This is a genomic window from Streptomyces deserti (assembly GCF_054782695.1).
On the sequence record NZ_BAAGRZ010000034.1, the window covers coordinates 1 to 26,442 of the forward strand.

Below are 26,442 nucleotides of genomic sequence, written 5' to 3' on the forward strand. Positions count from 1 at the left end.
CTCTCGCGGCTTTCCTCCGGGCGCTTCCCTTCGGTGTTTCCGACTCTATCAGATCCTTTCGGACCCGATTCCCAGTCGGCGGGATTCGCCTTTCGGCTGCCTTTCCAGGTTCCCGCTTCCGCGTTTCCCTTTCCGGCGGTTCTGACTATATCAGATCCTTTCGGGCCTGATTCCCTGTCAGCAGGGTGTTGTCTTCTCGGCTGTTGGGCCGTTCCGACGGAGTGAGACTTTAGCGGATTCCCGGCTGCCGAGCTAATCGGGGCCCGCGCTCTTTCGAACGTGGATTCCTCATTCCGTAAATACGCATGCCAACGAAACGACGGCAGATCGACTGCTCGTCGAGTAGTGGTTGGTACCTGCGGGATGGCTGTCCGGGGACCGACCGGAGTCGGCGCTCACGTCGGACAACCCGAAGAACACTACGTACCGGGCCAGGGCGTGTCAACTTCGGTACGGGCGGCACCCCGGCGGCGTAGTCTGGAGCGTATGACGACGCGTACGTGCACCCGGCAGTGGTGGGCCGCCTGACGGCGGCCGCTCTCACGTATGCACTCAACGGCCGCCGCTCCGGCGGCCGTTCGCGTATCTCCCTCCTGAGCTCCAGAGGGGCGGCCGCCGGGCGGCGGCCTCGACCAGGAGGTTGAGCAGGGATGAAACGGGTCTTCAGTGGGGTCAAGCCGACCGGGCACCTGACGCTGGGGAACTACTTGGGGGCCATGCGCCAGTGGGTCGCGGTGGACCAGCACCGGGCGGACGCGCTGTTCTGCGTCGTCGATCTGCACGCGCTGACCGTGGAGCATGATCCGGCGCGGGTGCGCAGGCTGAGTCGGCAGGCGGCGACGCTGCTGCTGGCGGCAGGGCTGGATCCGCAGCGGTGCACGGTGTTCGTGCAGAGTCATGTGGACGAGCATGCGCGGCTGTCGTACCTGTTGGAGTGCGTGGCGACCGACGGTGAGATGCGGCGGATGATCCAGTACAAGGAGAAGGCCGCTCGGGAGCAGGCGCGGGGCGGGAGTGTGCGGCTGTCGCTGCTGACGTATCCGGTGCTGATGGCGGCGGACATCCTGGCGTACGGAACCGACGAGGTGCCGGTCGGGGACGACCAGGCGCAGCATGTGGAGCTGACGCGGGATCTGGCGGTGCGGTTCAACCAGCGGTACGGGCATGCGTTCGTGGTGCCTCGGGCCACGCTTCCGCCGGTGGCGGCGAGGGTGATGAACCTGCAGGATCCGACGTCGAAGATGGGGAAGAGCGACGACGTCGGGCCGGGGATCGTCTATCTGCTCGACGAGCCGGACGTGGTGAGGAAGAAGGTCATGCGGGCGGTGACCGACAGCGGGCGGGACGTCGTGTACGACCGGGTGGAGCGGCCGGGGGTGGCGAATCTGCTGGAGATCCTCGCGGCTTGTACGGGTGGGAACCCCGCGGACCTGAGCGGTGTATATGAGTCGTACGGGGCCTTGAAGACGGACACCGCGGAGGCTGTGGTCGAGGTGCTCAGGCCCGTGCAGGAGAGGCACAAGGAGTTGTGCGCGGATCCTGGCTATGTAGAGGGGGTGCTGCGGGATGGTGCGGAGCGGGCGCGGGCCATGGCGCGGCCGACGGTGGATGCCGCTTATCGCGCGGTCGGGTTGCTGCCTGCCGTTTCTGATACGGGTGGCGTGCTGAACACCGCTCGGTAGGCGCGTGCTGGTGGCGAGGCGCGATGCGAAGTGCTGGCGCATCGTGACCTCGCTGCCGACGTCGGCGCGGCGGGCGACCTCCCAGGGGGCCGTGACCATGGAGCGGGCGGTGGCGGCGGCGGCCTCGGCGCCGTGGGCGAGGCGGACCAGGTGGAGGCAGAGGTCGATGCCGGCGGCGGTGGCGGCCGCGGTCCGGATGCGGACGAGGTGGCGCAGGCGTCGGCGGTGTCGCTGCACGGGGGCGGTTTCGCCGCGTGGTGACCACGAAGGAGGTGGTGGAAGTGGCGGGGTGACCGCCCCGGGCGGGCGCTGTCGGCAGCCGGGTCAGCTGTTGTTGCCGGAGGCCAGTTCGCGGCTGCGGTCGCGGGCGGCTTCGAGGGCGGCGATGAGGGCGGCTCGTACGCCGTGGTTCTCGAGTTCGCGGATGGCGTTGATGGTGGTGCCGGCGGGGGAGGTGACGTTCTCGCGGAGCTTGACCGGGTGTTCGCCGCTGTCGCGGAGCATCGTGGCGGCGCCGATCGCGGACTGGACGATCAGGTCGTGAGCCTTGTCGCGGGGCAGGCCGAGGAGGATGCCGGCGTCGGTCATGGCTTCGACCAGGTAGAAGAAGTACGCGGGGCCGGAGCCGGAGAGGGCGGTGCAGGCGTCCTGCTGGGACTCGGGGACGCGGAGGGTCTTGCCGACGGCGCCGAAGATCTCCTCGGTGTGGGCGAGGTCGGCTTCGCTGGCGTGGCTGCCGGCGGAGATGACGGACATCGCCTCGTCGACGAGGGCGGGGGTGTTCGTCATGACGCGGACCACCGGGGTGCCGGTGGCGAGACGGTCCTCGATGAAGGAGGTCGTGATGCCGGCGGCTCCGCTGATGACCAGGCGGCCGGCGGGGACGTGGGGGCCGAGTTCGTCGAGGAGGGTGCCCATGTCCTGCGGCTTGACCGTGAGGATCAGGGTGTCGGCGGTCTTGGCGGCCTCGGCGTTGCTGACGGGGGTGACTCCATAGCGGGTGCGGAGTTCTTCGGCTCGTTCCTGGCGGCGGGCCGTGACCAGGAGGTCGGCCGGGGCCCAGCCAGCTCGGATCATTCCGCTGAGCAGGGCTTCGCCGATCTTGCCGGTACCGAGGACTGCGACTTTCTGGGTCATGGCTGGGGGTGCCCTCCGGGGGTTGCGTCGTCCGGGTTCATCCTCGCACCCGGGGATGTCCGGCGGGGTGGGTGTCCGGTGGGCGGAATGTGACTGCCGTCGGCTGGGCCGGGTGTGCTGACGCCGGCCGCTGGTCAGGCGCCCGACGCTGCGGGGCTCGGTGCTAGGCGGTTCGCCTCCTCAGGGTTGCCGCGCCCAGGCACAGGACCAGGAAGGCGCAGCCCGCGACGATCAGGGCGTCGCGTACGAAGGTGGCGGTCATGTCGGTGTGTTTGAGGACCTCGTTCATGCCGTCGACGGCGTAGGACATGGGGAGGGCGTTGGAGATGGCTTCCAGGACGGGGTGCATCTTGTCGCGGGGGGTGAAGAGGCCGCAAAGGAGGAGTTGGGGGAAGATCACGGCCGGCATGAACTGGACCGCCTGGAATTCGGAGGCCGCGAAGGCCGAGACGAACAGGCCGAGGGCTGTGCCGAGGAGGGCGTCCAGGAGGGCCACCAGGAGGAGCAGCCAGGGGCTGCCCGTGACGTCCAGACCGAGGCCCCACAGGGCCAGACCGGTGGCGAAGGCCGACTGGATGATCGCGAGGGTGCCGAAGGCGAGGGCGTAGCCGGCAATGAGGTCGCCTTTGCCGAGGGGCATGGCGAGGAGGCGTTCCAGGGTGCCCGAGGTGCGTTCGCGCAGGGTGGCGATGGACGTGACCAGGAACATCGTGATCAGGGGGAAGATCCCCAGGAGTGATGCGCCGATGTTGTCGAAGGTGCGTGGGCTGCCGTCGAAGACGTAGCGCAGCAGGAAAAGCATCACGCAGGGGATGAGGATCATCAGCGCGATGGTGCGCGGGTCGTGGCGGAGCTGGCGCAGGACCCGGGTCGCGGTGGCGAGGGTGCGGGAGGGGTTCAGGGCGCTCGTCGGGGCTGCGGGCGTGCCCGTCGTGTTCGTCGTATCCGCTGCGTTCGTCGGGTTCATCGCGTGGCCTCCTTCGTGCGGCCAGCTGCGATCGCCTCGTCGACCAGGTGCAGGAAGGCTGTTTCGACCGTCTCGGAGTCGGTGCGGGTCCGCAGGGCGTCGGGGGTGTCGTCGGCGAGGATCTCGCCCTCGCGCATGAGCAGGAGGCGGTGGCAGCGTTCGGCCTCATCCATGACGTGGGAGGAGATGAGGAGGGTGGCGCCGCGGGATGCCGCGATGTCGTGGAAGAGGTTCCACAGGTCGCGGCGCAGGACCGGGTCAAGGCCGACCGTGGGCTCGTCGAGGACCAGGAGTTCGGGGGTGCCGAGGAGGGCCACCGCCAGGGAGACGCGGCTGCGCTGGCCGCCGGAGAGGTTGCCGGCCAGGGCGTCGGCGTGGCTGGTGAGGTCGACATCGGTGAGGACGCGGTCCACTTCGTGGCGGCGGTCGGTCGCCGACCGGCCGGGGTCGAGTATCGCGGCGAAGTAATCGAGGTTCTGGTGGACGGTCAGGTCGTCGTAGACGGAGGGGGCCTGGGTGACGTAGCCGATGCGGGTGCGCAGGGTGGGGTGGCCGGCGGGGTGGCCGAGGACCTCCAGGGTGCCGGTGACCTTGGCCTGGGTGCCGACGATCGCGCGCATGAGGGTCGACTTGCCGCAGCCGGAGGGGCCGAGCAGGCCGGTGATCTGGCCGCGGGGGACGGTGAAGTCGAGTCCGCGCAGGACCGTGCGGGGTCCTCGGACGACGGTGAGGCCTTCGGCGCGGATCGCGGGGGCGTTGTCGGCGGGTTCCGTCGCCGGCGCCGTCGCGGTACGGGGTGGCCCGGAGGAATAATTCATCATGTGATGAATAGTGCTCCGGGGGGAGGGTCGCGTCAAGCGGGGACGGCAGGGGTGGGGCAAGGGTGCTGGGTGCCCGGATGGCGGGCGTGAGGGCCGGCTGGGTGGGGACACGCGTGCCCGGCGGCCCTTGCGAGATGGGCGGCCGGGCACGGTCAGGCCCAGGGGTGGTGGTCAGTCGGTGGTCGGTGTGGTGGTGACCAGCAGGATGACGTCGTAGACCTCTTCGACGATGCCGTCCGGGAACGTCCTGAGCAGGTGCTCGCGCTCCTCGGCGAGGAAGGTCGCGCTGTGCTCCTCTCCGTGGACCAGGACGACCGAGTGGCTGCCGAGGTTGGCGAGGTGTGTGTCGACGGGGACGCGGCGGCTCCAGCGGACCGTGCGGCGGGCGAAGTCGAGGCGGCCGGTGGGGTCGGCGGCGCGGGCGTTGACGTTCCGCTTCTCGGCGGAGATGTTCAGGCCGAAGCGGCGGCTGGTGCGGTCGGCCGCCTCGGCGATCCACGGCACGTCGAGGGCGTCGGCGTTCCACCACAGGGCGAGCGCGCCGCCGGGGCGCAGGACACGCAGGGCCTCCGGGACGGCGCGGGCGGGGTCGGTCCAGTGCCAGGCCTGGGCGTAGGTGAGGAAGTCGACGGAGGCGTCGGCGAGGGGCAGGGCGTTGCCGTTGCCGCGGACGAGCGGGATGTCGGGGTGGGCGCGGCGGAACTGGGCCGCCATGCCGTCGCCGGGTTCCACGGCGATCACGTCGGCGCCGCGGGCGTGCAGGAGGGCCGTCGCGATGCCGGTGCCGGCGCCGATGTCCGCGACACGCGAGCCGGTGAGGGGCCGACCGGCCAGGTCTTCCAGCGCGTCGAAGACGGCGGGTGGGTACGAGGGGCGGTTGGCGGCGTACTGGGCTGCGGCCGCCTTGAAGGAGTGGGCGCGGGCGGTGCGCAGGTCCTGGGCCGTGGGGCCTTCGGTTGTCACGGCTTCGGAGGGGACGGCTTCTGTCGCGACGGCTTCGGGGAGGCGGCGGTGGCGGCGGAGGGGGTGGCGGGAGTGGAGGGCCGTGTGGTCATACGGCCATGGTGGACGCGGGCGGGGACCGGGTGCGGTGAGTGTTGGGTGAGAGGCGGGTCGGGCAGCCTGGCGTGCGCTGCCTGGTCAGGAGCGGCGGCGCTTCCTGGACGGGTTGCCCGAGCGGCGGGTGGTGCGCTGCTCGTGCTGTTTGCGGGCGGTCTCGTACTCCTCGCGGTGGAGTTGCTCGCCGGGGGCCTCGAAGAGGGAGCGGAAGAAGTACGCCAGGAGGGAGCCGACGAAGCCGATGGCCAGCAGGCCGCGCAGGGATGCCTGGCGGTCGGGGTCGGGGCGGCGGGTGAAGCCGTCCCAGGTGTGCCGGAAGGCGAGCGCGCTGCAGATCGCGAACATCACGACCATGAGGAGGGTGACGAAGCTGCCGATGGCGGCGATCTGGAGGCCCTGGTAGGCGACGCGCAGGACGAGGCAGGCGGCGGCCGCAGCGGCGAGTGAGCCGACGGCGACGCCGAAGCGGCGGGCGGTGTAGCCCTGGTCGTGGTGCACCCAGGTCGTGCCGAAGAAACGGAGGGGCTCTGGGCGCGGCCCGGTGGAGGGCGGGGTGCCCGCAGGGGTGTCCGGGGTGCCGGTTTCATCGCTCACGCGTTGATTATGGCTCCGGCACCCCTGCCGGCTCCGCGTGGGATCAGGAGCAGCGCGGCCGGACGTATCCGTCGCTGCCCGTGTTGACGTAGGCGTCCGAGACGTACTCGCCGTTGTCGATGTTGTCCCAGATGTTGGTCGTGCCGTACGGGCCCGTGACCGTGGTGCCCGGCGTCTGGCAGTAGATCGCCACCTTGGCGCCCTCGGGCAGGACACGGACGACGGTGTAGTTGGTGCCGGGGCCGCTGCGGACGTTGACGCGGTAGCCCGGGGCCACCGAGTAGTACCGCAGAGCCGTGGTCTCCACCGCCATGGCGACCGGCTCCGAACCGTCTCTGCCCGCCACCTCTTCGACGCGGTCAACAGACATGACAACCTCCCCCGTTGATCCCCATGACTGCCATGGGGTCCCGTTGATTCCCCTGAATCACGCAATGAAACACATATACGCAACTCGCCACGGAGGCTAGCAAGCCGCCTCGGTCCCGCACGAGTCATCGACTAGGCTCCGAGCGTCGCGCGCGCGGACGAACAGCACGGGGGTGGTCCCAGTGGCGCCACAGCACAACACCGGAGCGGGCGCGGAAGCGGAACTTCCCGAGTACGCCGGTCACTACCGTCTGGACGCCTGCCTGGGGTCGGGCGGCATGGGCGTGGTGCACCTGGCCCGGAGCACCTCGGGGATGAAGCTCGCGGTGAAGGTCGTACACGCCCAGTTCGCCAGGGATCCCGAGTTCAGGGGACGGTTCCGGCAGGAGGTCGGTGCGGCCCGCAGGGTCAGCGGTGCTTTCACCGCACCCGTCGTGGACGCCGACCCGGAGGCCGAACGGCCTTGGATGGCCACGCTGTTCATTCCCGGCCCGACGCTCGCCGACCAGGTGAAGCGGAACGGTCCCATGGCTCCGGCCCAGCTGCGTCGCCTGATGGCCGGGCTCGCGGAGGCGCTGCGGGACATCCACCGGGTCGGCGTGGTGCACCGGGATCTGAAGCCGAGCAACGTACTGCTCGCCGAGGACGGGCCGAAGGTCATCGACTTCGGCATCTCCCGGCCGAAGGACAGTGAACTGCGGACCGAGACCGGCAAGTTGATCGGTACGCCGCCGTTCATGGCACCCGAGCAGTTCCGGCGGCCACGGGAGGTGGGACCGGCCGCCGACATCTTCGCGCTCGGGTCCGTGATGGTGCACGCGGCCACCGGACGCGGGCCGTTCGACTCCGACAGCCCGTACGTCGTCGCCTACCAGGTCGTGCACGACGAGCCCGACCTGACCGGCGTACCGGAGGAGCTCGCGCCGCTCGTCCTGCGGTGCCTGGCCAAGGAGCCCGAGGACCGGCCCTCGCCCGACGAGTTGATGCGGGAACTGCGGTCGGTGGCGGCCTCGTACGACACGCAGGCGTTCATACCGGCGCAGCGGACGGGCGATCCGGCGGGGACGGACGATCCGCCGGGGACGGGTCCGGAGCCGAGGACGGACAAGAGGCCCGGTCCGGGAGGGGATCGAGAACAGAGCAAGGAACCTGGGCCGGAGACCGGGCCGGAGCCCCGTGCGGCAGCCGGGGCGGCCGGACAGCGGGGCAGGAGGCGTCCGGGCCGCCGGGTGGCTCTGGGGGCCGGGGCGCTCGGCCTCGCCGTCCTGGGCCTGCTGGCGTCGGTGCAGGTGCTCGACGGCAGGAGCCCGGCGCCGGAGAGCACCCCTCGTACGACGGTGGCCGGTTTCAGTGCCTGGGAGAGGGTGCCCGCGTCCGACGAGACCACGCCCCAGTGTTCCTACGGCCGGGGCGCGTTGCTCTGTGCGCAGCCCGGGCTCGTCTTCGCCCTCGATCCGGCCGACGGCCGCACGCTGTGGCGGCGCTCCGTCGACAGGGCACACGTGAGCGGGCCGCCGGTCCTGCTGGGTGGTCTCGTCCAGCCTTCGCTGGAGCGGATAGGTCGTTTGGAGGCGCTTGATCCCTCATCCGGCACGGTGCGGTGGCGGCAGACCATGCCCGCGTACAGCGGCCTGGCGAGCGCGGGCGGCATGCTGCTGCTCACCGGCGCCGACGGGACGGTCACCGGCGTGGACGGCGCCTCGGGTGAGACCAGGTGGAGCCACCGGGTGCCGGGCCACTCGGTGCCGTACTTCTCCTCGTTCGCCGGGGACCCGCTGGCGTATGCGACGAGCACGTCCGCCGACGGGGCGAGCACGCGCGTCACCGCGGTGGATCCGAGGACGGGGGACGTGCGGTGGGACGCCCGGCTGGAGGGGAGCCTGGAGCCCCTCGGCACGGCGGGCGGGTCCGTCTTCCTCACCTCCGTCGACGCGGTGTACGGGGATGCGCGAGCGGTGGTCCGCTACACCCCGGACACCACCGCGGACACCAGTGCGGACACCACGCCGGACACCGGATCGGTGCGGCGGGTCGTGCTGCCGGTTCCGCTGCAACAGGCCCACGGCACCGTGCGGGGCGACGTCGTCCTCGTCATGGGGGACGGCGGATCGCTGGTGGCCGTCGACATGGCCGCGGGGAAGCAGCTGTGGCGTCTCGAAACGTCCGTGACCCGTGGCTCGGCGCCCGTCACCGACGGCCGGCACGTGTACGTCACCGCCCCCGACGGACGGCTCCTCGCCGTCGACGCCCGGACGGGGAAGCTCCTCGGTCAGACCCGGCCGCGGCTCGGCCCGCACGCGGACCGGGTCCCGGCCGCCCTGCCCGAGCCCGTGATCGCCCACGATCACGTCTACGCCGCCGCCCCCGACGGCACCGTCTTCGCGGTGGACGGACGCGATCCGTCGGCCTGGTAGGGCCGAACTCATAGGGCAGGGCTCAGCACGCACGCGAGCGTGCGAGAGGGCCGCCCCCGGCGACGGGAGGCGGCCCTCACCCATGAGTCGAGCAAGGAGTCAGCAAGGACTCAAAAGGTACTCAACCGGCACTCGACAGGGACTCAGCCCAGCTTGCTCACGTCCCGCACGGCGCCCTTGTCCGCGCTGGTCGCCATCGCCGCGTACGCGCGCAGGGCCGCCGAGACCTTGCGGTCGCGGTTCTTCGGGGCGTACACCCCGCCCAGCGCCTGCTCACGGCGGGCCAGCTCGGCGTCGTCGACCAGGAGGTCGATCGTGCGGTTGGGGATGTCGATGCGGATGCGGTCGCCGTCCTCGACGAGGGCGATCGTGCCGCCGGAGGCGGCCTCCGGGGAGGCGTGGCCGATGGACAGGCCGGAGGTGCCGCCGGAGAAGCGGCCGTCGGTGATCAGGGCGCAGGCCTTGCCCAGGCCGCGGCCCTTCAGGTACGAGGTCGGGTACAGCATCTCCTGCATGCCCGGGCCGCCCTTGGGGCCCTCGTAGCGGATGACGACGACGTCGCCCTCCTTGACCTGCTGGGTCAGGATCTTCTGGACGGCCTCCTCCTGCGACTCGCAGACGACCGCCGGGCCCTCGAAGGTCCAGATCGACTCGTCGACGCCGGCCGTCTTCACGACACAGCCGTCGACCGCCAGGTTCCCCTTGAGGACCGCGAGGCCGCCGTCCTTGGAGTAGGCGTGCTCGACGGAGCGGATGCAGCCGTTCTCGGCGTCGTCGTCGAGGGACTCCCAGCGCTCGGACTGGGAGAAGGCCTCGGCGGAGCGGACGCAGCCGGGCGCCGCGTGCCAGAGCTCGACCGCCTCGGCGGAGGGCGACCCGCCGCGGACGTCCCAGGTCTTCAGCCAGTCGGCCAGGGAGGGGCTGTGGACCGCGTGCACCTCCTCGTTGAGCAGGCCGGCGCGGTGCAGTTCGCCGAGGAGGGCGGGGATGCCGCCGGCGCGGTGCACGTCCTCCATGTAGTACGTACGGTTCTTGGCGACGTTCGGGGCGACCTTCGCCAGGCACGGCACCCGGCGCGAGACCCGGTCGATCTCCTCCAGGCCGAAGGGGACGCCCGCCTCCTGGGCCGCCGCCAGCAGGTGCAGGATCGTGTTGGTCGAGCCGCCCATCGCGATGTCGAGGGCCATGGCGTTCTCGAAGGCCGCGAAGGTGGCGATGGAGCGGGGCAGGACCGTGTCGTCGTCCTGCTCGTAGTAGCGGCGGGTCAGGTCCATGACCGTGCGGGCCGCGTTCTCGTACAGCGCGCGGCGGGCGGTGTGCGTGGCCAGGACCGAGCCGTTGCCGGGGAGGGACAGGCCGATCGCCTCGGTCAGGCAGTTCATCGAGTTGGCCGTGAACATGCCGGAACAGGAGCCGCAGGTCGGGCAGGCGTTCTCCTCGATGCGGAGGATGTCCTCGTCGGAGACCTTGTCGTTCACGGCGTCGGAGATCGCGTCGACCAGGTCGAGCGTACGGACCGTGCCGTCGACCAGGGTGGCCCGGCCGGACTCCATCGGGCCGCCGGAGACGAAGACGGTGGGGATGTTCAGGCGCAGGGCCGCGTTCAGCATGCCCGGGGTGATCTTGTCGCAGTTGGAGATGCAGATCAGGGCGTCGGCGCAGTGCGCCTCGACCATGTACTCCACGCTGTCCGCGATCAGGTCGCGGGACGGCAGGCTGTAGAGCATGCCGCCGTGGCCCATGGCGATGCCGTCGTCGACGGCGATGGTGTTGAACTCGCGCGGGATGCCGCCGGCCTCTTTCACCGCCTCGCTGACGATGCGGCCGACCGGCGCGAGGTGGGTGTGGCCGGGCACGAACTCCGTGAAGCTGTTGGCGATCGCGATGATCGGCTTGCGGCCGATGTCCGCACCGGGTACACCGGAGGCGCGCATCAGGGCGCGGGCGCCCGCCATGTTGCGGCCGTGGGTGACTGTGCGGGACCTCAGCTCGGGCATCGTCGCTCGCTCCTTCAGAGAGTGTCTGCCAGAGGGCGCTGACAGAGTTCTGACTGAGTCGAGCGTACGCCGGTCATCCAGAGGGCGGGACGCGGTGTCCGGGATACGGGACGAATGTCTCAGCCCGGGGCATGAGCGGTCACTCCCCGGCCGGACACATCCGGACGACCGGCGTTCACGCCCCGGTCGGATGCCTCCGCACGACCGCCCTTCACGCCATCTCCGCATGACCGGCCTTCACGGCCCGGCCGGATACCCCCGCAGGATCGGGGGCCGCTCCCCGGTCAGGTGCCCCTGCCCCACCGGCTTTCACGCCCCGGTCAGATGCCCCTGCACCACCGGCGCCACCCGCGCGATGATCTGCTCCGGGTCCGCCGACGCCAGCGGCTCGATCCTGATCACGTACCGGATCATCGCGATCCCGACCAGCTGCGCGGCGGCCAGTTCCGTGCGCAGCTCCGCGTCCGGCAGGTCGAGCCGGCCGGCGAGGCGGCGCAGCAGCTGGGTGGCGATCATGCGGCGGAAGACGGCGGCCGCGGCCTCGTTGTTCACGGCCGAGCGGACGATCGCGAGCAGCGGCGTCCGGGTCACGGGGTTCTCCCAGAGGCCGAAGAACATGCGGGTCAGGCGCTCGCCGACGGTGTCGAGCGGCCCTTCGAGGATGGTGTCCCGGGCGCTGAGGGCGGGGGCCATGGCGACCTCGACGGCCGCTTCGAAGACCTGTTCCTTGGTGCCGAAGTAGTGGTGCACGAGCGCCGAGTCGACCCCCGCGGCCTTGGCGATGCCGCGTACGGACGTCTTCTCGTAGCCGCGCTCGGAGAACTCCGCGCGGGCCGCGTCCAGGATGCGGTCGCGGGTCGCGGGCGCGTCGGCGGACTCCGTACGCGGGGGTCGTCCGCGGCGGCGCGGTGCCGGCGTCGTACTGGTCATCGCCGCGGCACCCGCATCGCCGAGGCCAGGTGCAGGCGGGTGAAGGCGAGCGCCTCGGCCAGGTCGGCCTCGCGCTCGGCGCTGGACATGGCCCGGCGGGTGTTGACCTCGACGACGACGTGGCCGTCGAAGCCGTTCGCGGCGAGACGTTCCAGCACCTCGGCGCAGGGCTGGGTGCCACGGCCGGGCACGAGGTGCTCGTCCTTGGCCGAACCCCGGCCGTCGGCGAGGTGGACGTGGCCGAGGCGGTCACCCATGCGGTCGATCATCTGCAGCGCGTCGGTACGGGCCGTCGCGGTGTGGCTGAGATCGATCGTGAAGTGCCGGTAGTCGTCCTTGGTCACGTCCCAGTCGGGGGCGTACGCGAGCATCTCGCGGTCGCGGTAGCGCCAGGGGTACATGTTTTCGACGGCGAACCGCACGTCCGTCTCGTTCGCCATCCGCCAGATTCCGGTGACGAAGTCCCGGGCGTACTGCCGCTGCCAGCGGAACGGGGGGTGTACGACCACGGTCGTCGCGCCCAGCTTCTCGGCCGCGGCCCGGGCCCGCTGGAGCTTGGTCCAGGGGTCCGTGGACCACACGCGCTGCGTGATCAGCAGGCAGGGCGCGTGCACGGCCAGGACCGGGATCCGGTGGTAGTCGGAGAGGCGGCGCAGGGCCTCTATGTCCTGGCTCACCGGGTCGGTCCACACCATGACCTCGACACCGTCGTACCCGAGGCGCGCTGCGATCTCGAAGGCCGTCGCCGTGGACTCCGGATAGACGGAGGCCGTCGACAGGGCGACCTTCGCATCCGGGATGCGGACAACGTCCCTTGGTTCTGCCACGAAGGACAGATTACGGGGTGCGGTTGCCTCCGGCGGTGGGGCAGGGGCGCCTATTGGCCGTTGTGGTCATTGCCATAGCGGGCGCGGGTTGTCCGTGGTTCTCGCGCGGGTTGTCCGTGGTTCTCGCGCGGGTTGTCCGTGGTTCTCGCGCGGTTCCCCGCGCCCCTCAGGTGTCTGCCGACCCCATGTGATCAAGCCGCCGCAGGATCACGCCCTCCCGCAGCGCCCACGGGCAGATCTCCAGCGTCTCGACCCCGAACAGATCCATCGCGCCCTCGGCGACCAGGGCCCCCGCGAGCAGCTGTCCCGCCCTGCCCTCCGAGACTCCCGGGAGTTCGGCGCGCTCGGCGGCGGTCATGCCGGCGAGCCGTGGCACCCAGGACTCCAGGGACTGGCGCTTCAGCTCCCGCTGGACGTACAGGCCCTCGGCGGAGCGTGCCGCGCCGCCGATCCGGGCGAGCTGCTTGAAGGTCTTCGACGTGGCCACCACGTGGTCGGGCGCGCCGAGGCGGCTGAACTCGCCGACCGTACGGGCGATCTCGGCCCGGACGTGACGGCGCAGCGCGCGGACGTCCTCCGGGTCGGGCGGGTCGCCGGGCAGCCAGCCGGCGGTGAGGCGGCCGGCGCCCAGCGGCAGTGACACGGCGGCGTCGGGGTCCTCGTCCATGCCGTAGGCGATCTCCAGGGAGCCACCCCCGATGTCCAGGACGAGCAGCTTTCCGGCCGACCAGCCGTACCAGCGGCGGGCGGCGAGGAAGGTGAGCCGGGCCTCCTCCTCGCCGGTGAGGACGGACAGCTCGACGCCGGTCTCGGCCTGTACGCGCGCGAGGACGTCGTCGGCGTTGCCGGCCTCCCGCACGGCGGAGGTCGCGAACGTCAGCAGGTCCTCGACGCCCTTGTCCTCGGCGGCCTGGAGCGCCTCGCGGACGACCGAGACCAGCCGGTCGACCCCGTCGGGGCCGATCGCTCCGTTGTCGTCGAGGAGCTCCGCGAGGCGCAGTTCCGCCTTGTGCGAGTGCGCCGGCAGCGGCCGCGCGCCGGGGTGTGCGTCCACCACCAGCAGATGCACCGTGTTCGATCCCACGTCGAGGACACCGAGTCTCATGGGGGGAACGCTACTGCCAGCAGGGCGGATCTCCGTCCCCGGAGCCGTCCCGGAAGGGGATCCGGGAGCCGTCCCGGACCGGGCCCGGGGAGTCTTACCCTGGTCGCGTGCCAAAGACGAAAAAGGCGAAGGACGAAAAGGCGACCAACCCTGCCAAGAAGGGCAAAGGGACAAAGGGTTCTTCGCAGGTGACAGCACCGAGGAAGTCGGGGAAGGCGCTGATGGACGACGAGAAGGGCCTCGACTTCGCGCGCGCGTGGGTGGAATTCCCTGATCCGGCGGACGACGAGCAGGTCTTCCGCTGCGATCTGACCTGGCTGACCTCTCGCTGGAAGTGCATCTTCGGCAGCGGCTGCCAGGGCATCCAGGCGGGCCGCGCCGACGACGGGTGCTGCACGCTGGGCGCCCACTTCTCCGACGAGGACGACGAGAAGCGGGTCGCCGAGCATGTGGCGAGGCTCACGCCGGACATCTGGCAGCACCACGCCGAGGGCACGCGCGGCGGCTGGGTCTCGGAGGACGAGGACGGCGACCGCCAGACCCGCCCGTTCCAGGGCTCGTGCATCTTCCAGAACCGGCCCGGCTTCGCGGGTGGCGCGGGCTGCTCGCTGCACATCCTGGCCCTGAGGGAGGGCCGCGAGCCGCTGGAGACCAAGCCGGACGTGTGCTGGCAGCTGCCGATCCGGCGGACCTACGAGTGGATCGACCGGCCCGACGACACGCGCGTGCTGCAGATCTCGATCGGTGAGTACGACCGCCGCGGCTGGGGCCCGGGCGGTCACGACCTGCACTGGTGGTGCACGTCGGCGACCTCGGCGCACGGCGCGGGCGAGCCGGTGTACGTCTCCTACCGGGCCGAGCTGACCGAGCTGATGGGCAAGGCCGGCTACGACCGCCTGGTCGAGCTGTGCGAGGAGCGGCTGGCCTCGCGCCTGCCGCTGCTGGCCCCGCATCCGGCGGATCCCGTCGACTGAGCACAACAGCCTGAGGGCTTGCGACATCGACGGCGGCAGGGCCTACGGCATCGACGGGCTCGGGTCGCCGCCGTCGCCGGGCGGTGGTGCCTGGCTCGCCGGGTCGGTCGGCTCGGACGGCGTGGGCGTGGGGTCCGGGCCGGGCGACGACGGGGGCGGGTCGCTCGGCGTGGACGCCGAGGGCGTGGGGGTCGGGTCCGGGTGGCTCGGGGGCGGGTCGCTCGGGAAGCTGGGGCGGGGAACCGGGCGGGGGCCCGGGCCGGAGGGGCTGGGCGCGGTGCCGTAGCCCCTGATGGAGACGACGGCGCCGGCGGGTGCGATCGCCACCTGGGCGCGCCAGGGGCCGGACGGCTCGCGCAGATGGTCGACGTACACCTTGATCGTCAACGACTGGCCGGGCCGGAGCGTTCCCGAGGACTGGCTCAGGTAGAGCCAGTGGGCTCCGGTGGACGCGGACCAGGCCACCGGTGCGGAGCCGGTCGCGACCAGCGTGACGAGGGTGGTGTCGCCGTGGTGGCCGGCCGTGACCTCCAGGCGGGCGGCGCCCTTGCGGCCCGCGACGCTGCGGACCTCGACGGAGACGTCGGGCCTGCCGTCCCTCCCGAAGCGGGGATCGGGCCGGGTGCGGGCGTTGCCCGCGTTCTCGTAGCCGCTGCCGGCCATCTCGCCGTCGAGGCCGGCGGGGTGGTCCGCCTCGCGCGCGGAGGCCGAGCGGCCGTCCTGGGCCTCGCCGACGGCGGTGCCCCGGTAGGCGGCCCACAGGGCGAGCACGGGGGCCGCGACGACGGTGGCGACGACGGTCGTGGTGACGGCACGCGCGCGTAGGCGGTCTCTTCGGGCCGCGTGGTCCTTGGGGTCCATCGGGAAGCCGCGCCGGTCGAAGCGGGGTGCGGCGCGCCGCACGCGCGGGTGGTGCGCCAGGGCGGCGTGCACGGCCGCGCGGGGTGCCGGAAGGACGGGCAGCTCGGCGGGTGTGACGCTGGTGCCGGGCCAGCGGCCGGGGATCGCGCGCTCGGCGGTACGGCGACATCGCGGGCAGTCGTCGACGTGCCGCACGAGTTCGCGGCGCAGGGCCGCGCTGAGCACGAACTGCTGGTCGCCGGTGAGGTGCGCCACACTCGGGCAGGTGCCGGTCTCGACGACGGCGAGGGCCGCGCGGGTGCGCTCCACCTCGCAGGCGGCGGAGGCGAGCAGCTCGCGGGCGGCGGCCGCCTCCAGGCCGAGGACGGCGGCGACCTCGTGGGCGGCGAGGTGGTGGCGCACGGCCAGCTCGAGTGCCTCGCGCTGCTCCGGGGTGGTGCCGGCGGCCTCCGGCCAGGCCAGCAGGGCCAGTTCGCGCCGGCGCTGCTCCAGGACCTCCTCGGACACGGGCGGATCGGCCGGCTGCGCGGCCCGCTGCCGGTCGGTGGTGCGGCCCGCCGCGTGGGTGGCCTGACGTTTCTGCTTGGCCTCGGCCAGCTTGCGCAGGCACGCCCAGCGGGCCAGTGCGTACAGCCAGGCCCGGCGGTCCCCGGCGGCCTCCGGGACGCTGCGGCCGCGGCGCTCGGCGAGCGCGAGGACGTCGCCCAGGGCGGCGATCGCCGCGTCGTGGTCGCACAGCACGGACAGGCAGTAGGTGAACAGGCCATCCAGGTACGGCTCGTAGCGCGCGGGCGGCCGCTGCGCCAGCGTGCGCGCGGCAGTGCGGTCGCGCGCCTCCCGGCGCGCCCGGTGCGCGCCGGTCGTGCCGGTCGTGCGGGTCGGGGTCTCCGGACTGCTGCTCATCATCCGGCGACCGTAGGGGGCCGGGGGTGGTGCCTTCTCGCGCCTTGAGCACTTTTAATCCGTACGGGTGAAACGATCCCTCAATAGGGGATACGACCCCTGGCTCCGCCGCTGGCGCGGGGTGGCGGGAGGCCGGCGCGAGGCGAGCCGCCCGGTCGGCCCTCCCGCTGTCAGTGCCGCAGGCTACGGTTCCCACCATGGCTGCCCGTACCAAGACCACGAAGGACCGCCCGTCCTACCGCTGCACGGAGTGCGGCTGGCAGACGGCCAAGTGGCTCGGCCGCTGCCCCGAGTGCCAGGCGTGGGGCACGGTCGAGGAGTACGGCACGCCCGCGGTCCGTACGACGACGCCGGGGCGGGTCACGACCTCCGCCGTGCCCATCGGCCAGGTCGACGGCCGCCAGGCCACCGCCCGCTCCACCGGCGTGCCCGAGCTGGACCGGGTGCTCGGCGGCGGGCTGGTGCCGGGCGCGGTGGTGCTGGTCGCGGGCGAGCCCGGCGTCGGAAAGTCGACGCTCCTGCTCGACGTGGCGGCCAAGTCGGCGAGCGAGGAGCACCGGACGCTGTACGTGACGGGCGAGGAGTCGGCGAGCCAGGTCCGGCTGCGCGCCGACCGCATCCACGCCATCGACGACCACCTCTACCTCGCCGCCGAGACCGACCTGGCGGCCGTGCTCGGCCACTTGGACGCGGTGAAGCCGTCGCTGCTGATCCTCGACTCGGTGCAGACGGTGGCCTCCCCCGAGATCGACGGCGCCCCCGGCGGCATGGCGCAGGTCCGGGAGGTCGCCGGGGCCCTGATCCGGGCCTCCAAGGAGCGCGGCATGTCGACCCTCCTTGTGGGCCATGTCACCAAGGACGGCGCGATCGCCGGGCCGCGCCTCCTCGAACACCTCGTGGACGTCGTCCTGCACTTCGAGGGCGACCGGCACGCGCGCCTGCGTCTCGTACGGGGCGTCAAGAACCGCTACGGCACCACCGACGAGGTCGGCTGCTTCGAACTGCACGACGAGGGCATCACGGGCCTTGCCGACCCGAGCGGACTTTTCCTGACACGTCGGGCCGAACCGGTCCCCGGCACCTGCCTGACCGTCACCCTGGAGGGCCGCCGCCCGCTGGTGGCCGAGGTCCAGGCGCTCACGGTCGACTCGCAGATCCCCTCGCCCCGCCGCACGACCTCCGGCCTGGAGACCTCCCGCGTCTCGATGATGCTCGCGGTGCTGGAACAGCGGGGCAGAATCAGCGCTTTGGGCAAGCGGGACATCTACTCCGCGACGGTCGGCGGTGTGAAATTGTCCGAGCCGGCCGCGGACCTGGCCGTCGCCCTCGCCCTGGCCTCGGCGGCCAGTGACACCCCGCTGCCCAAGAACCTCGTCGCGATCGGCGAGGTCGGCCTCGCGGGCGAGGTCAGACGGGTCACGGGCGTGCAGCGCCGGCTCGCCGAAGCGCACCGCCTGGGCTTCACGCACGCCCTCGTACCGGGTGATCCGGGCAAGATCCCGCCCGGTATGAAGGTCCTGGAAGTCGCGGACATAGGGGACGCCCTGCGGGTCCTTCCCCGCTCCCGTCGCCGAGAGGCCCCACGGGAGACGGAGGACCGCCGGTAGACTTTGCCCAGGTCTCGCCCGTCCGTACGACCGTGTGTGCGAAACGGGAGCGCCCCAGAACCTGCGACCGGAGGAGTGCAGTGGCAGCCAACGACCGGGCAGCAGCTCCCGGAAAGTCCGGTGGGAGTGCCGGTACCGATGGCCTGATGCGCGCCTCACTGAGCGCCGTCGCACCCGGCACGCCCCTGCGTGACGGCCTGGAGCGCGTGCTCCGTGGCAACACCGGCGGTCTGATCGTGCTCGGCTCCGACAAGACCGTCGAGGCGATGTGCACCGGCGGTTTCGTCCTGGACGTCGAGTTCACGGCGACCCGTCTGCGCGAGCTGTGCAAGCTGGACGGCGGCATCGTGCTGTCCTCGGACCTGTCCAAGATCCTCAGGGCGGGCGTCCAGCTGGTCCCGGACCCCACGATCCCGACGGAGGAGACGGGCACCCGGCACCGCACGGCGGACCGCGTCAGCAAGCAGGTCGGCTTCCCGGTCGTCTCGGTCTCCCAGTCCATGCGCCTGATCGCGCTCTACGTCGACGGCCAGCGCCGCGTCCTGGAGGACTCGGCGGCGATCCTGTCCCGCGCCAACCAGGCCCTGGCGACCCTGGAGCGCTACAAGCTCCGCCTCGACGAGGTCGCGGGAACGTTGTCAGCGCTGGAGATCGAGGACCTGGTGACCGTCCGGGACGTCTCGGCGGTCGCCCAGCGCCTGGAGATGGTCCGCCGCATCGCCACCGAGATCGCCGAGTACGTGGTGGAGCTCGGCACGGACGGCCGCCTGCTGGCCCTCCAGCTGGACGAGTTGATCGCCGGCGTGGAGCCCGAGCGCGAGCTGGTCGTGCGGGACTACGTCCCCGAGCCCACGGCCAAGCGCTCCCGCACGGTCGACGAGGCCCTGGCCGAACTCGACGCCCTCACCCACGCGGAACTCCTCGAGCTCCCGACGGTCGCCCGCGCCCTGGGCTACACCGGCTCCCCGGAAACCCTGGACTCGGCGGTCTCCCCGCGCGGCTTCCGCCTCCTGGCCAAGGTGCCGAGGCTGCCCGGCGCGATCATCGACCGCCTGGTCGAACACTTCGGCGGCCTCCAGAAGCTCCTCGCCGCCAGCGTCGACGACCTCCAGACGGTGGACGGCGTGGGCGAGGCACGGGCGCGGAGTGTCCGGGAGGGGCTGTCGCGACTGGCGGAGAGCTCGATCCTGGAGCGGTACGTCTGAGCTGAGACCGCCGGCCGCGGGGATTCGTGCCGCCTGGGGCGATGGGGGTCCCCCCTGCTCTTGGGGATCCCCCAGGTTCATGGGGGTCCCCCCTGTTCGAACGAAGCCGAGAACTTGGGGGAGAAGCCGAGAACTTGAGGGAGAAGCCGAGAGCCTGGGGAGGCGCCCCGCAGCGCCGGGCCGCGCACCCGACCCCCGCCTCGCCCCGACGACCGACAACCCTCTGACGACGTCTAATCAGCCTCCAGCACAAACGACGTCTGCACCTTCGCAAACCCCGGAGCCTTCGCCTCCACCAGATACGTCCCGGCCCCCGCCGACCCCGCCGGAGGCGTCGCGCACTGCGGAGCGCTCGGCTTGCGATCCCACTTCACGGTGTACGTGATGCTGTTCTCCGACGGCACCCGGAACACCAGGCTCCCCGCCCCCTTGGGGCAGTCCGCCGACGACCAGTACTCGTCGTCCCCGTTCGCCTGAGTGATCGTCAACACCGCGTTCTTGGGCCCGAGATCGACCTTGCAGTCGTTCCCGGAGATGTTTCGCGCGGTCAGCAGAAACGTCGGCGTCTGCCCGGGCTCGTACGTGTTGCGCACGCTCCGCAGACTGAACTTGACCACGCTCGCGGTGCAGTTGGGCAGCGTGGAACCGGCCGGCAGCGTGTCCCCCGCTCCGACACCGGCGGTCGTACCGCCCTGCGAACCACCGCCGGCGATGCCACCGGCCCCGCCGACCGATCCGTCGGCCCCACCGGAGCCGCCGGACCCGGACCCCGACCCGTCACCGGACCCGTCCCCACTGCCGGAAGACGCCCCACCGGACCCGGACCCGGATCCGCTCCCCGGCTCGTCGCGCCCGCCCGGCGCCTGGCTGATCGCGGGCCCCGAACTCGACGGGCCCGGAGCGATCGTGGGCGCGGGATTCTTGCCGTTGGCTCCGTTGTCGCTGTCCTTCCCGCCCCCGCCGCCGGACGTGACGATCCACGTGATCAGCAGCGCCAACAGGGCGATCACAGACAGCAGTACGGCCCTCCGACGCCAGTAGATGGAGGAGGGAAGCGGCCCGACCGGATTGCGCAGAGATCCCACGGCGGAAACTGTACGAGAGATCGGCGCGTTCGCTTGTCCCACCCGCCGCTGAGAGCCACAACTTTTCAGGATCATCATCCCGGAAAACCCTTCGCACCCCTGACTTTCGTCAGGTGCGGGGCATGACGATCGCAGGATGTGACGGCAACGGCGCGCCGCCTACGGTCCGTGACCATGGACTTCGACGACGCCGGGCTCTACCGCGACATCACCGACCTCGCTCATGACACCCCGACGTGGGTGCAGCACACCGCGGAAATCGGGACGGAGGCCGGGCTGCTGGTCTTCGTCGCGCTGTTCGCCGCCGCCTGGTGGCGGTCCCGCCGCGGCGATCCTCACGCGTTCGCGATCGCGGCCCTCGCCCCTTTGGCCACGGCCGTGGCGTACGTGTGCAGTGAGGTGCTCAAGTCCGGTGTCGCGGAGGAGCGTCCGTGCCGCGCGGTCGCCGGGGCGGCCCCGTCCCTCGCCGTCTGCCCGCCGCACGGCGACTGGTCCTTCCCCAGCAACCACGCGACGATCTCAGGCGCCGCGGCCGTCACCCTCGTCCTGGCGCGCCGCGCGCTGGTGTGGCTGACCGCCCCGCTGGCCCTGCTCATGGCCTTCTCGCGCGTCTTCGTGGGCGTGCACTACCCGCACGACGTCGTCGCGGGCCTCGCCCTCGGCGCGGTCGTCGCCCTGGTCGCCGTACGCCTGGCCATACGCCCGGCGACCAGGCTGGCCGAGGCGATGCGCGGCTCGCGGGCACCCGCCGTACGGTGGTTCACCGGGCCGGGCCCGGCCCGCGCGCAGTACGTCAGCCCCCGGTCCCCCGCCCGCCACCGCTGAGCCTCACGGCTCCGCCAGCCCCGCCTCGTACGCCACGATCGCCGCCTGCACCCGGTTGCGCACCCCCAGCCGGTCCAGGACCGCGCTCACGTACGCCTTCACGGTGCCCTCCACCAGGTGCAGCCGGGCGGCGATCTCCGGGTTGGACAGGCCGGCGCCGACCAGGCCGAGCACCTCGCGCTCGCGCGGGCTCAACTCGGCCACGCGCGCGCGTGCGTGGGCCTCACGGGTGAGCCGGCCCCCGCCGAGGTCCTCGATGACGTACCGGGCCACCTTCGGCGACAGGAAGGCGGCGCCGCCCGCCACCGCGCGTACACCGGCGATGAGTTCGTACGGGTCCCCGGACTTGAGGAGGAACCCCGTCGCGCCGCCGCCGAGGGCGCGGGCCACGTAGGCGCCCTCCGAGAAGGTGGTCAGCATCGCGACGGCCGTGCCGGGCACGGTCCGCACGATCTCCTCGGCCGCCGCGAGTCCGTCCAGGCGCGGCATGCGGATGTCGAGCAGGGCCACGTCCGGGCGGTGGGCCCGGGCCAGCTCGACCGCCTCCCGCCCGTCGCCCGCCTCGGCGACGACCTCTGTCTCGCCGCTGCTTGCGAGGATGGCGCGTACGCCCGCCCGCACCATCGTCTCGTCGTCGGCCAGCAGGACCCGGATCGTCACTGTGCGAGCTCCCTGTGTTCCCTGTGTTCGGTGTGTTGCATGCGTTCCCTGTGTTCCGGGTCTTCCGTGTCTTCCTCGTTGCCTGCGTGGCCCTCGTATTCCGCGTATTCCTCGTATTCCTCGCGTCCTTCGCGGGCCAGTCCGGCGCGCGGGACCACGTCCTTGGCGACGAGCCGCCCTTCGGCGAAGCAGAGCCTGAAGTGGTCGACGGAGACGAGGAGTTCACCGCTCGCGCGGTAGTAGCGGCAGTCGGCGGCGGGCGGTGGCGCCGGGGCCCGGTCGTCGGGCGGGTCGTCGACGTCCCGGTCCGGCAGGACCCGTGCGGCCTCGGCGGCCGGGGTGCCCAGGCGCAGCTTCGTGTACGCGGCGGGCTCCAGCACCGAGTGCGTCTCCGTGTAGGCGTACCAGCCGAAGGCCGCGCCGACCAGGGCGACGCCCGCGCAGGCGGCGGCACCGAGGCCGACGGCGACCCGGCGGCGGGCGTGGGCGAAGGGTGCCGAAGGGGCGCGCGGTGCGGCGGTGGTCTGCTGGGTGGGGACGTACGCCCGGACCCGGAATCCCTCCCCGTGGGGCCCCGCCTCGAAGGTGCCGCCGACGGCGGTCACCGCGGCGCGCAGGCCGAGCAGGCCCGAGCCGCCACCGGACGGCCGGGAACTCTCCTGCGTGGCCCGTCCGTTGGTGATGGTGACCGCCACCCCGCGTCCGTCCCCCGTCACCGCCACGACGACCGGTGCGCCCGGCGCGTGCCGTGCCGCGTTGGTCAGCGCCTCGCGCACCACCCGGTGCAGCAGCCGCTCGGCGACCCCGCCGGGCTCCAGGACCGTAGCCATGGTGCCCGGTTCCCAGCGGACCGGCAGGCCCGACTCGGCGGCCCTCGCGACGAGTTGCTCCATGGTCTCGCCCGCCGGGGTCAGCGGCACCGGCTCGTCGTCCTCCCGCAGGACGCCGATGATGCGGTGCAGCCGGTCGGTGGCGTCGGCGGCGGCCGCGCGCAGCTCGGCGGCGGCGGTGCGGTGGTGCTCCGGGAGGTCGGCGGCGACCTGGAGGACACCGGCGCGCAGGGCGATGAGGCTCAGCTCGTGGCCCAGGGAGTCGTGCATGTCCTGGGCGATGCGGGCCCGTTCGCGCAGCCGGGCGCGTTCCTCCGTCAGGCGCTGCTCCTCCTCCAGCCGGGCGGCCCGAAGCCAGCCGGCCTCGGCCAGTTCGCGGTGCTGCCGCCAGTAGCGGCCGCCCAGCCAGGGCAGGACGCAGCCGAAGAGCAGGGTGCCGGTCAGGACGAACCGTTCCGGGGCCGGGTCGACTCCGACCAGCGCGATCTTCACCAGGCCGACGCCGCCGAGGGCCGCGAAGGCCACCGCCGCGGGACGCACCCGGGCCGCCCGCAGGCCGAGCAGCAGCGCGAACACGCCGAGCGCCGGGCCATAGGAGACGGTGAACAGCGCCGGGGCGCCGGCCAGACTCAGTACGGCCGTCAGCCCGAAGGCCGCCAGGGGCTGCCGCCGGGACACGGCGGCGGCCGCGGCCAGCACACCGAGGCCGGCCAGTTGCTGCCAGGCGGGACGCGGCTCGTTCAGTCCGAGCCGGTCCGCCGTGACCGCGGGGAGGGCGAGGGCCGCCCAGAGGAGGGCACCTCTGCCGAGCCGGGCAAGACAAGGACGTTCCATCCGCCCGACGCTACAAGCGGGCGGCGGGGCGGCACTGCTGCCGATCGTCAGGTGTGACCTCCCGATGCCGGCCGGGCGGTAACAGCCCGTCCGGCGCTTGCGGACGAGGCCGTCAGGCCGAACGCGAGGGTCTGGGATCCGCAGCGCCCAGGGACCGGGTCGCGCCACGACCCGCAGTCACACGCACCCGCACGTACCCGACCGGCCCGGCCCGGCATGGCAGGATCGAAAGGCCATGACTGCGCCCACGAAACCCCCGCACACCAGCCCGTCCGACCCCAGCCCCGAGCACCCCCTCGGTCAGCCGCTGCACAGCCTTGTCATCGACTGGTTCGACGAAAACGCCCGCGACCTGCCGTGGCGGCGCCCGGAGGCCGGTGCCTGGGGGGTGATGGTCAGTGAGTTCATGCTCCAGCAGACGCCGGTGAACCGGGTCCTGCCGGTCTACGAGCAGTGGATGGCCCGCTGGCCGCGCCCCGCAGACCTCGCCAAGGAGGCCCCCGGCGAGGCCGTCCGGGCCTGGGGCCGGCTCGGCTACCCGCGCCGCGCCCTGCGGCTGCACGGCGCCGCCGTCGCCATAACGGAGCGGCACGGCGGCGACGTACCGGCCGACCACGCCCAGCTGCTCGCGCTGCCCGGCATCGGCGAGTACACCGCCGCGGCCGTGGCCTCCTTCGCGTACGGGCGGCGGCACCCCGTGCTGGACACCAACGTCCGCCGGGTCTTCGCCCGGGCGGTCACCGGCGTGCAGTACCCGCCGAACGCCACCACGGCCGCCGAACGCAAGCTGGCCCGCGCGCTGCTGCCGGACGACGAGCGGACCGCCGCCCGCTGGGCCGCCGCCTCCATGGAGCTGGGCGCTCTGGTGTGCACCGCGAAGAGCGAGTCCTGCCACCGCTGCCCGATCGCCGCGCAGTGCGCCTGGCGGCTGGCGGGCAAGCCGGCCCACGACGGCCCGCCACGCCGCGGCCAGACGTACGCGGGCACCGACCGTCAGGTGCGCGGCCGGCTGCTGGCCGTGTTGCGGGAGGCGCACGGTCCGGTTCCGCAGGCGGCCCTGGACCGCGTGTGGCACGAGCCGGTGCAGCGCGCCCGCGCTCTGGACGGTCTCGTCGCCGACGGACTCGTGGAGCCACTGCCGGGTGGTTTGTATCGGCTGCCGTTGACGTAAGCCGACGCCCAAATCGCCCCGTAACCGCCTCAACCAGGCCAGCGCTTTACCCGGATCTGACGGCTGTTACACAACCGACGCACAGCCGAGCGCTAGTCGCGGGCTGGCTCGGACAGCGCCGTGACAACCCCTCCGTAGCTTCTTGTCCATCACCACGGACAGAGAAGAACCCGGCGGCAAGGACGCGCCGGTCACGGGGAATCGGAGGCGGTTGGACATGGCGCAGGGCGAGGTGCTCGAGTTCGAGGAGTACGTCCGCACCCGGCAGGACGCGCTGCTGCGCAGCGCCCGCCGGCTGGTCCCGGACCCGGTGGACGCGCAGGACCTGCTGCAGACCGCGCTGGTGCGGACGTACGGCCGCTGGGAGACCATCGAGGACAAGCGGCTGGCGGACGCCTACCTGCGCCGGGTCATGATCAACACGCGGACGGAGTGGTGGCGGGCCCGCAAGCTGGAGGAGGTGCCGACCGAGCAGCTCCCGGACGCCTCGGTCGACGACTCCACCGAGCAGCACGCGGACCGCGCCCTGCTGATGGACGTCATGAAGGTGCTCGCCCCCAAGCAGCGCAGCGTCGTCGTGCTGCGACACTTGGAGCAGATGTCCACGGAGGAGACGGCCGCCGCCCTCGGCATGTCGGCCGGAACGGTCAAGAGCACGCTGCACCGGGCGCTCGCCCGGCTCCGCGAGGAGCTGGAGGCCCGCGATCTGGACGCACGCGCGCTGGAGCGTGAGGAGCGGGAGCGTTGCGCGGCCTAGCCAGAACGCCGCCCCCCAGGGCCACCGGCGCGGGGCCCACCCGGGTCAGGGGAACCATCCCGGCGGTGATCACGGCGACGGCCGTGTTCGCCGCCCTCACCCTTTTCACGTCCGCCTGCGCCACGGGCGGCACCGGCGCCCGTGACGAGGGCCCGGCGCACGCCGACTCGGTGGCGGGCGCCACCGCCTCACCGTCGGCCGCGCCCTCGAAGACCCCCGACCGCGTGAACGCGGTCAAGCTCGTCATGGCCGACCCGAAGGTCTCCAAGCAGGTCAAGCGGGAGCTGAAGCCGTGCGTCGCCGACGAGTACCCCGTCGACGTGAGCTATGGCAACCTGACCGGGGGCTCGGCCGACGACGTCGTCGTCAACGTGCTGACCTGCGGCGACGCGGTGGGTGTCGGCAGCTACGTGTATCGCGAGCAGGACGGCGCGTACAAGAATGTGTTCAAGGCCGAGGAGCCGCCGGTCTACGCGGAGATCGACCGCGGCGACCTGGTCGTGACCAAGCAGGTGTATGAGAAGGGCGACCCGGTGTCGAGTCCGTCCGGCGAGAACGTGATCACGTACCGCTGGACCTCCGGCCGGTTCACCGAGGAGTACCGCATCCACAACGACTACGGCAAGGTCGTCGGCGACGAGGCGTCGCCGGTCCCCGACAGCTGAGGCGCGGACACGGCGCGCACCGGCCGTACGGGCCGACGGACCGGGCGGCGTGAACCGTACGGGCCGACGGACCGGGCAGTGTGAGCCGTACGGCCGCGCGAACCGGGGGACGTACCGGTGAACCTGGCACGCGTTTCCCGCGTCCGCCCAGGGGAGCCGGTGA

23 protein-coding genes and 1 pseudogene are annotated in these 26,442 nt (G+C 72.3%); 9 read left to right on the plus strand and 15 right to left on the minus strand.

From position 1 onward, the window contains the following. Positions 1–650 precede the first annotated feature (650 nt). Entirely contained in the window at positions 651–1,682 is a 1,032-nt protein-coding gene (gene trpS / locus ACYVMZ_RS33910; protein WP_461086614.1) for a tryptophan--tRNA ligase, read from the plus strand. Here trpS and ACYVMZ_RS33915 read toward each other — a convergent pair. From ACYVMZ_RS33915 to ACYVMZ_RS33945, 7 genes and pseudogenes are all read right to left on the minus strand, one after another. Further along, positions 1,616–1,880: pseudogene (locus tag ACYVMZ_RS33915) on the minus strand (AraC family transcriptional regulator); the annotation flags it as partial. The gene trpS and the pseudogene ACYVMZ_RS33915 overlap by 67 nt on opposite strands. A 126-nt stretch (positions 1,881–2,006) precedes the next feature. Next, a complete protein-coding gene (gene proC / locus ACYVMZ_RS33920; protein ID WP_461086616.1) occupies positions 2,007–2,819 on the minus strand; it encodes a pyrroline-5-carboxylate reductase in 813 nt (270 codons plus the stop codon). Between the two features lie 163 nt (positions 2,820–2,982). Beyond that, a complete protein-coding gene (locus ACYVMZ_RS33925) occupies positions 2,983–3,786 on the minus strand; it encodes an ABC transporter permease (protein WP_461086618.1) in 804 nt (267 codons plus the stop codon). After that, positions 3,783–4,607 carry an ABC transporter ATP-binding protein gene (locus ACYVMZ_RS33930; RefSeq protein WP_461086620.1) on the minus strand — a complete coding sequence of 275 codons (825 nt, stop codon included), beginning with the start codon at positions 4,605–4,607 and terminating at the stop codon, positions 3,783–3,785. The genes ACYVMZ_RS33925 and ACYVMZ_RS33930 overlap by 4 nt, the downstream gene beginning before the upstream one ends. Positions 4,608–4,778: 171 nt before the next feature. Further along, positions 4,779–5,570: a class I SAM-dependent methyltransferase gene (locus ACYVMZ_RS33935; protein ID WP_461086622.1), complete on the minus strand. Its 792-nt coding sequence runs from the start codon at positions 5,568–5,570 to the stop codon at positions 4,779–4,781. Positions 5,571–5,747: 177 nt separating this feature from the next. Then, complete coding sequence (locus ACYVMZ_RS33940) at positions 5,748–6,260, minus strand: EamA/RhaT family transporter (protein ID WP_461086624.1); 513 nt, start codon at positions 6,258–6,260, stop codon at positions 5,748–5,750. A 43-nt stretch (positions 6,261–6,303) separates the two neighbouring features. Next, on the minus strand, positions 6,304–6,630 hold the full coding sequence (locus ACYVMZ_RS33945; RefSeq protein ID WP_461086626.1) for an SH3 domain-containing protein: 327 nt from the start codon (positions 6,628–6,630) through the stop codon (positions 6,304–6,306). Between the two features lie 181 nt (positions 6,631–6,811). On the opposite strand from ACYVMZ_RS33945, the gene ACYVMZ_RS33950 reads away from it, so the two are divergent. Continuing rightward, positions 6,812–9,043, plus strand: coding sequence for a serine/threonine-protein kinase (locus tag ACYVMZ_RS33950; RefSeq protein WP_461086628.1), 2,232 nt, complete (start codon positions 6,812–6,814; stop codon positions 9,041–9,043). Positions 9,044–9,186: 143 nt separating this feature from the next. Here the strand turns inward: ACYVMZ_RS33950 and ilvD are convergent, their stop codons facing one another. The 4 genes from ilvD to ACYVMZ_RS33970 form a co-directional block, all read right to left on the minus strand. Next, the gene (gene ilvD, locus ACYVMZ_RS33955; RefSeq protein ID WP_461086630.1) at positions 9,187–11,040 is read right to left on the minus strand and encodes a dihydroxy-acid dehydratase; all 1,854 of its coding nucleotides are present in this window, start codon (positions 11,038–11,040) and stop codon (positions 9,187–9,189) included. Between the two features lie 309 nt (positions 11,041–11,349). Continuing rightward, a complete protein-coding gene (locus tag ACYVMZ_RS33960; protein WP_461086632.1) occupies positions 11,350–11,970 on the minus strand; it encodes a TetR/AcrR family transcriptional regulator in 621 nt (206 codons plus the stop codon). Continuing rightward, entirely contained in the window at positions 11,967–12,797 is an 831-nt protein-coding gene (locus ACYVMZ_RS33965) for a sugar phosphate isomerase/epimerase family protein (protein WP_461086634.1), read from the minus strand. The genes ACYVMZ_RS33960 and ACYVMZ_RS33965 overlap by 4 nt, the downstream gene beginning before the upstream one ends. 166 nt (positions 12,798–12,963) lie before the next feature. Further along, positions 12,964–13,902 (minus strand): Ppx/GppA family phosphatase, encoded by a 939-nt coding sequence (locus tag ACYVMZ_RS33970; protein ID WP_461086636.1) that lies wholly within the window; start codon positions 13,900–13,902, stop codon positions 12,964–12,966. A gap of 107 nt (positions 13,903–14,009) precedes the next feature. Here ACYVMZ_RS33970 and ACYVMZ_RS33975 point away from each other — a divergent pair, with 107 nt between their 5' ends. Then, the gene (locus tag ACYVMZ_RS33975; RefSeq protein WP_461086638.1) at positions 14,010–14,876 is read left to right on the plus strand and encodes a hypothetical protein; all 867 of its coding nucleotides are present in this window, start codon (positions 14,010–14,012) and stop codon (positions 14,874–14,876) included. 42 nt (positions 14,877–14,918) lie between these two features. On the opposite strand, the gene ACYVMZ_RS33980 is transcribed toward ACYVMZ_RS33975, so the two are convergent. Further along, positions 14,919–16,643: a BACON domain-containing protein gene (locus ACYVMZ_RS33980; protein ID WP_461086640.1), complete on the minus strand. Its 1,725-nt coding sequence runs from the start codon at positions 16,641–16,643 to the stop codon at positions 14,919–14,921. A gap of 194 nt (positions 16,644–16,837) precedes the next feature. On the opposite strand from ACYVMZ_RS33980, the gene radA reads away from it, so the two are divergent. Further along, entirely contained in the window at positions 16,838–18,247 is a 1,410-nt protein-coding gene (gene radA / locus ACYVMZ_RS33985; RefSeq protein ID WP_461086642.1) for a DNA repair protein RadA, read from the plus strand. An 80-nt stretch (positions 18,248–18,327) separates the two neighbouring features. Beyond that, on the plus strand, positions 18,328–19,452 hold the full coding sequence (gene disA / locus ACYVMZ_RS33990; RefSeq protein ID WP_461086644.1) for a DNA integrity scanning diadenylate cyclase DisA: 1,125 nt from the start codon (positions 18,328–18,330) through the stop codon (positions 19,450–19,452). A gap of 233 nt (positions 19,453–19,685) precedes the next feature. On the opposite strand, the gene ACYVMZ_RS33995 is transcribed toward disA, so the two are convergent. Then, positions 19,686–20,537 carry a hypothetical protein gene (locus ACYVMZ_RS33995; RefSeq protein WP_461086646.1) on the minus strand — a complete coding sequence of 284 codons (852 nt, stop codon included), beginning with the start codon at positions 20,535–20,537 and terminating at the stop codon, positions 19,686–19,688. A 174-nt stretch (positions 20,538–20,711) separates the two neighbouring features. Here ACYVMZ_RS33995 and ACYVMZ_RS34000 point away from each other — a divergent pair, with 174 nt between their 5' ends. Beyond that, positions 20,712–21,362 carry a phosphatase PAP2 family protein gene (locus ACYVMZ_RS34000; RefSeq protein WP_461086648.1) on the plus strand — a complete coding sequence of 217 codons (651 nt, stop codon included), beginning with the start codon at positions 20,712–20,714 and terminating at the stop codon, positions 21,360–21,362. Positions 21,363–21,365: 3 nt separating this feature from the next. Here ACYVMZ_RS34000 and ACYVMZ_RS34005 read toward each other — a convergent pair whose 3' ends face one another. Both ACYVMZ_RS34005 and ACYVMZ_RS34010 read right to left on the minus strand, forming a co-directional pair. Then, positions 21,366–21,986 (minus strand): response regulator, encoded by a 621-nt coding sequence (locus tag ACYVMZ_RS34005; protein ID WP_461086734.1) that lies wholly within the window; start codon positions 21,984–21,986, stop codon positions 21,366–21,368. A gap of 32 nt (positions 21,987–22,018) precedes the next feature. Continuing rightward, positions 22,019–23,686, minus strand: coding sequence for a sensor histidine kinase (locus ACYVMZ_RS34010; RefSeq protein WP_461086650.1), 1,668 nt, complete (start codon positions 23,684–23,686; stop codon positions 22,019–22,021). A gap of 235 nt (positions 23,687–23,921) precedes the next feature. Between ACYVMZ_RS34010 and ACYVMZ_RS34015 the strand changes: the two genes are divergently transcribed. From ACYVMZ_RS34015 to ACYVMZ_RS34025, 3 genes are all read left to right on the plus strand, one after another. Continuing rightward, positions 23,922–24,857 carry an HhH-GPD family protein gene (locus ACYVMZ_RS34015; protein ID WP_461086652.1) on the plus strand — a complete coding sequence of 312 codons (936 nt, stop codon included), beginning with the start codon at positions 23,922–23,924 and terminating at the stop codon, positions 24,855–24,857. 217 nt (positions 24,858–25,074) lie between these two features. After that, positions 25,075–25,614: a SigE family RNA polymerase sigma factor gene (locus ACYVMZ_RS34020; RefSeq protein ID WP_461086654.1), complete on the plus strand. Its 540-nt coding sequence runs from the start codon at positions 25,075–25,077 to the stop codon at positions 25,612–25,614. Between the two features lie 65 nt (positions 25,615–25,679). Then, positions 25,680–26,279, plus strand: coding sequence for a hypothetical protein (locus ACYVMZ_RS34025; protein ID WP_461086655.1), 600 nt, complete (start codon positions 25,680–25,682; stop codon positions 26,277–26,279). The last annotated feature ends 163 nt before the right edge of the window (positions 26,280–26,442 follow it).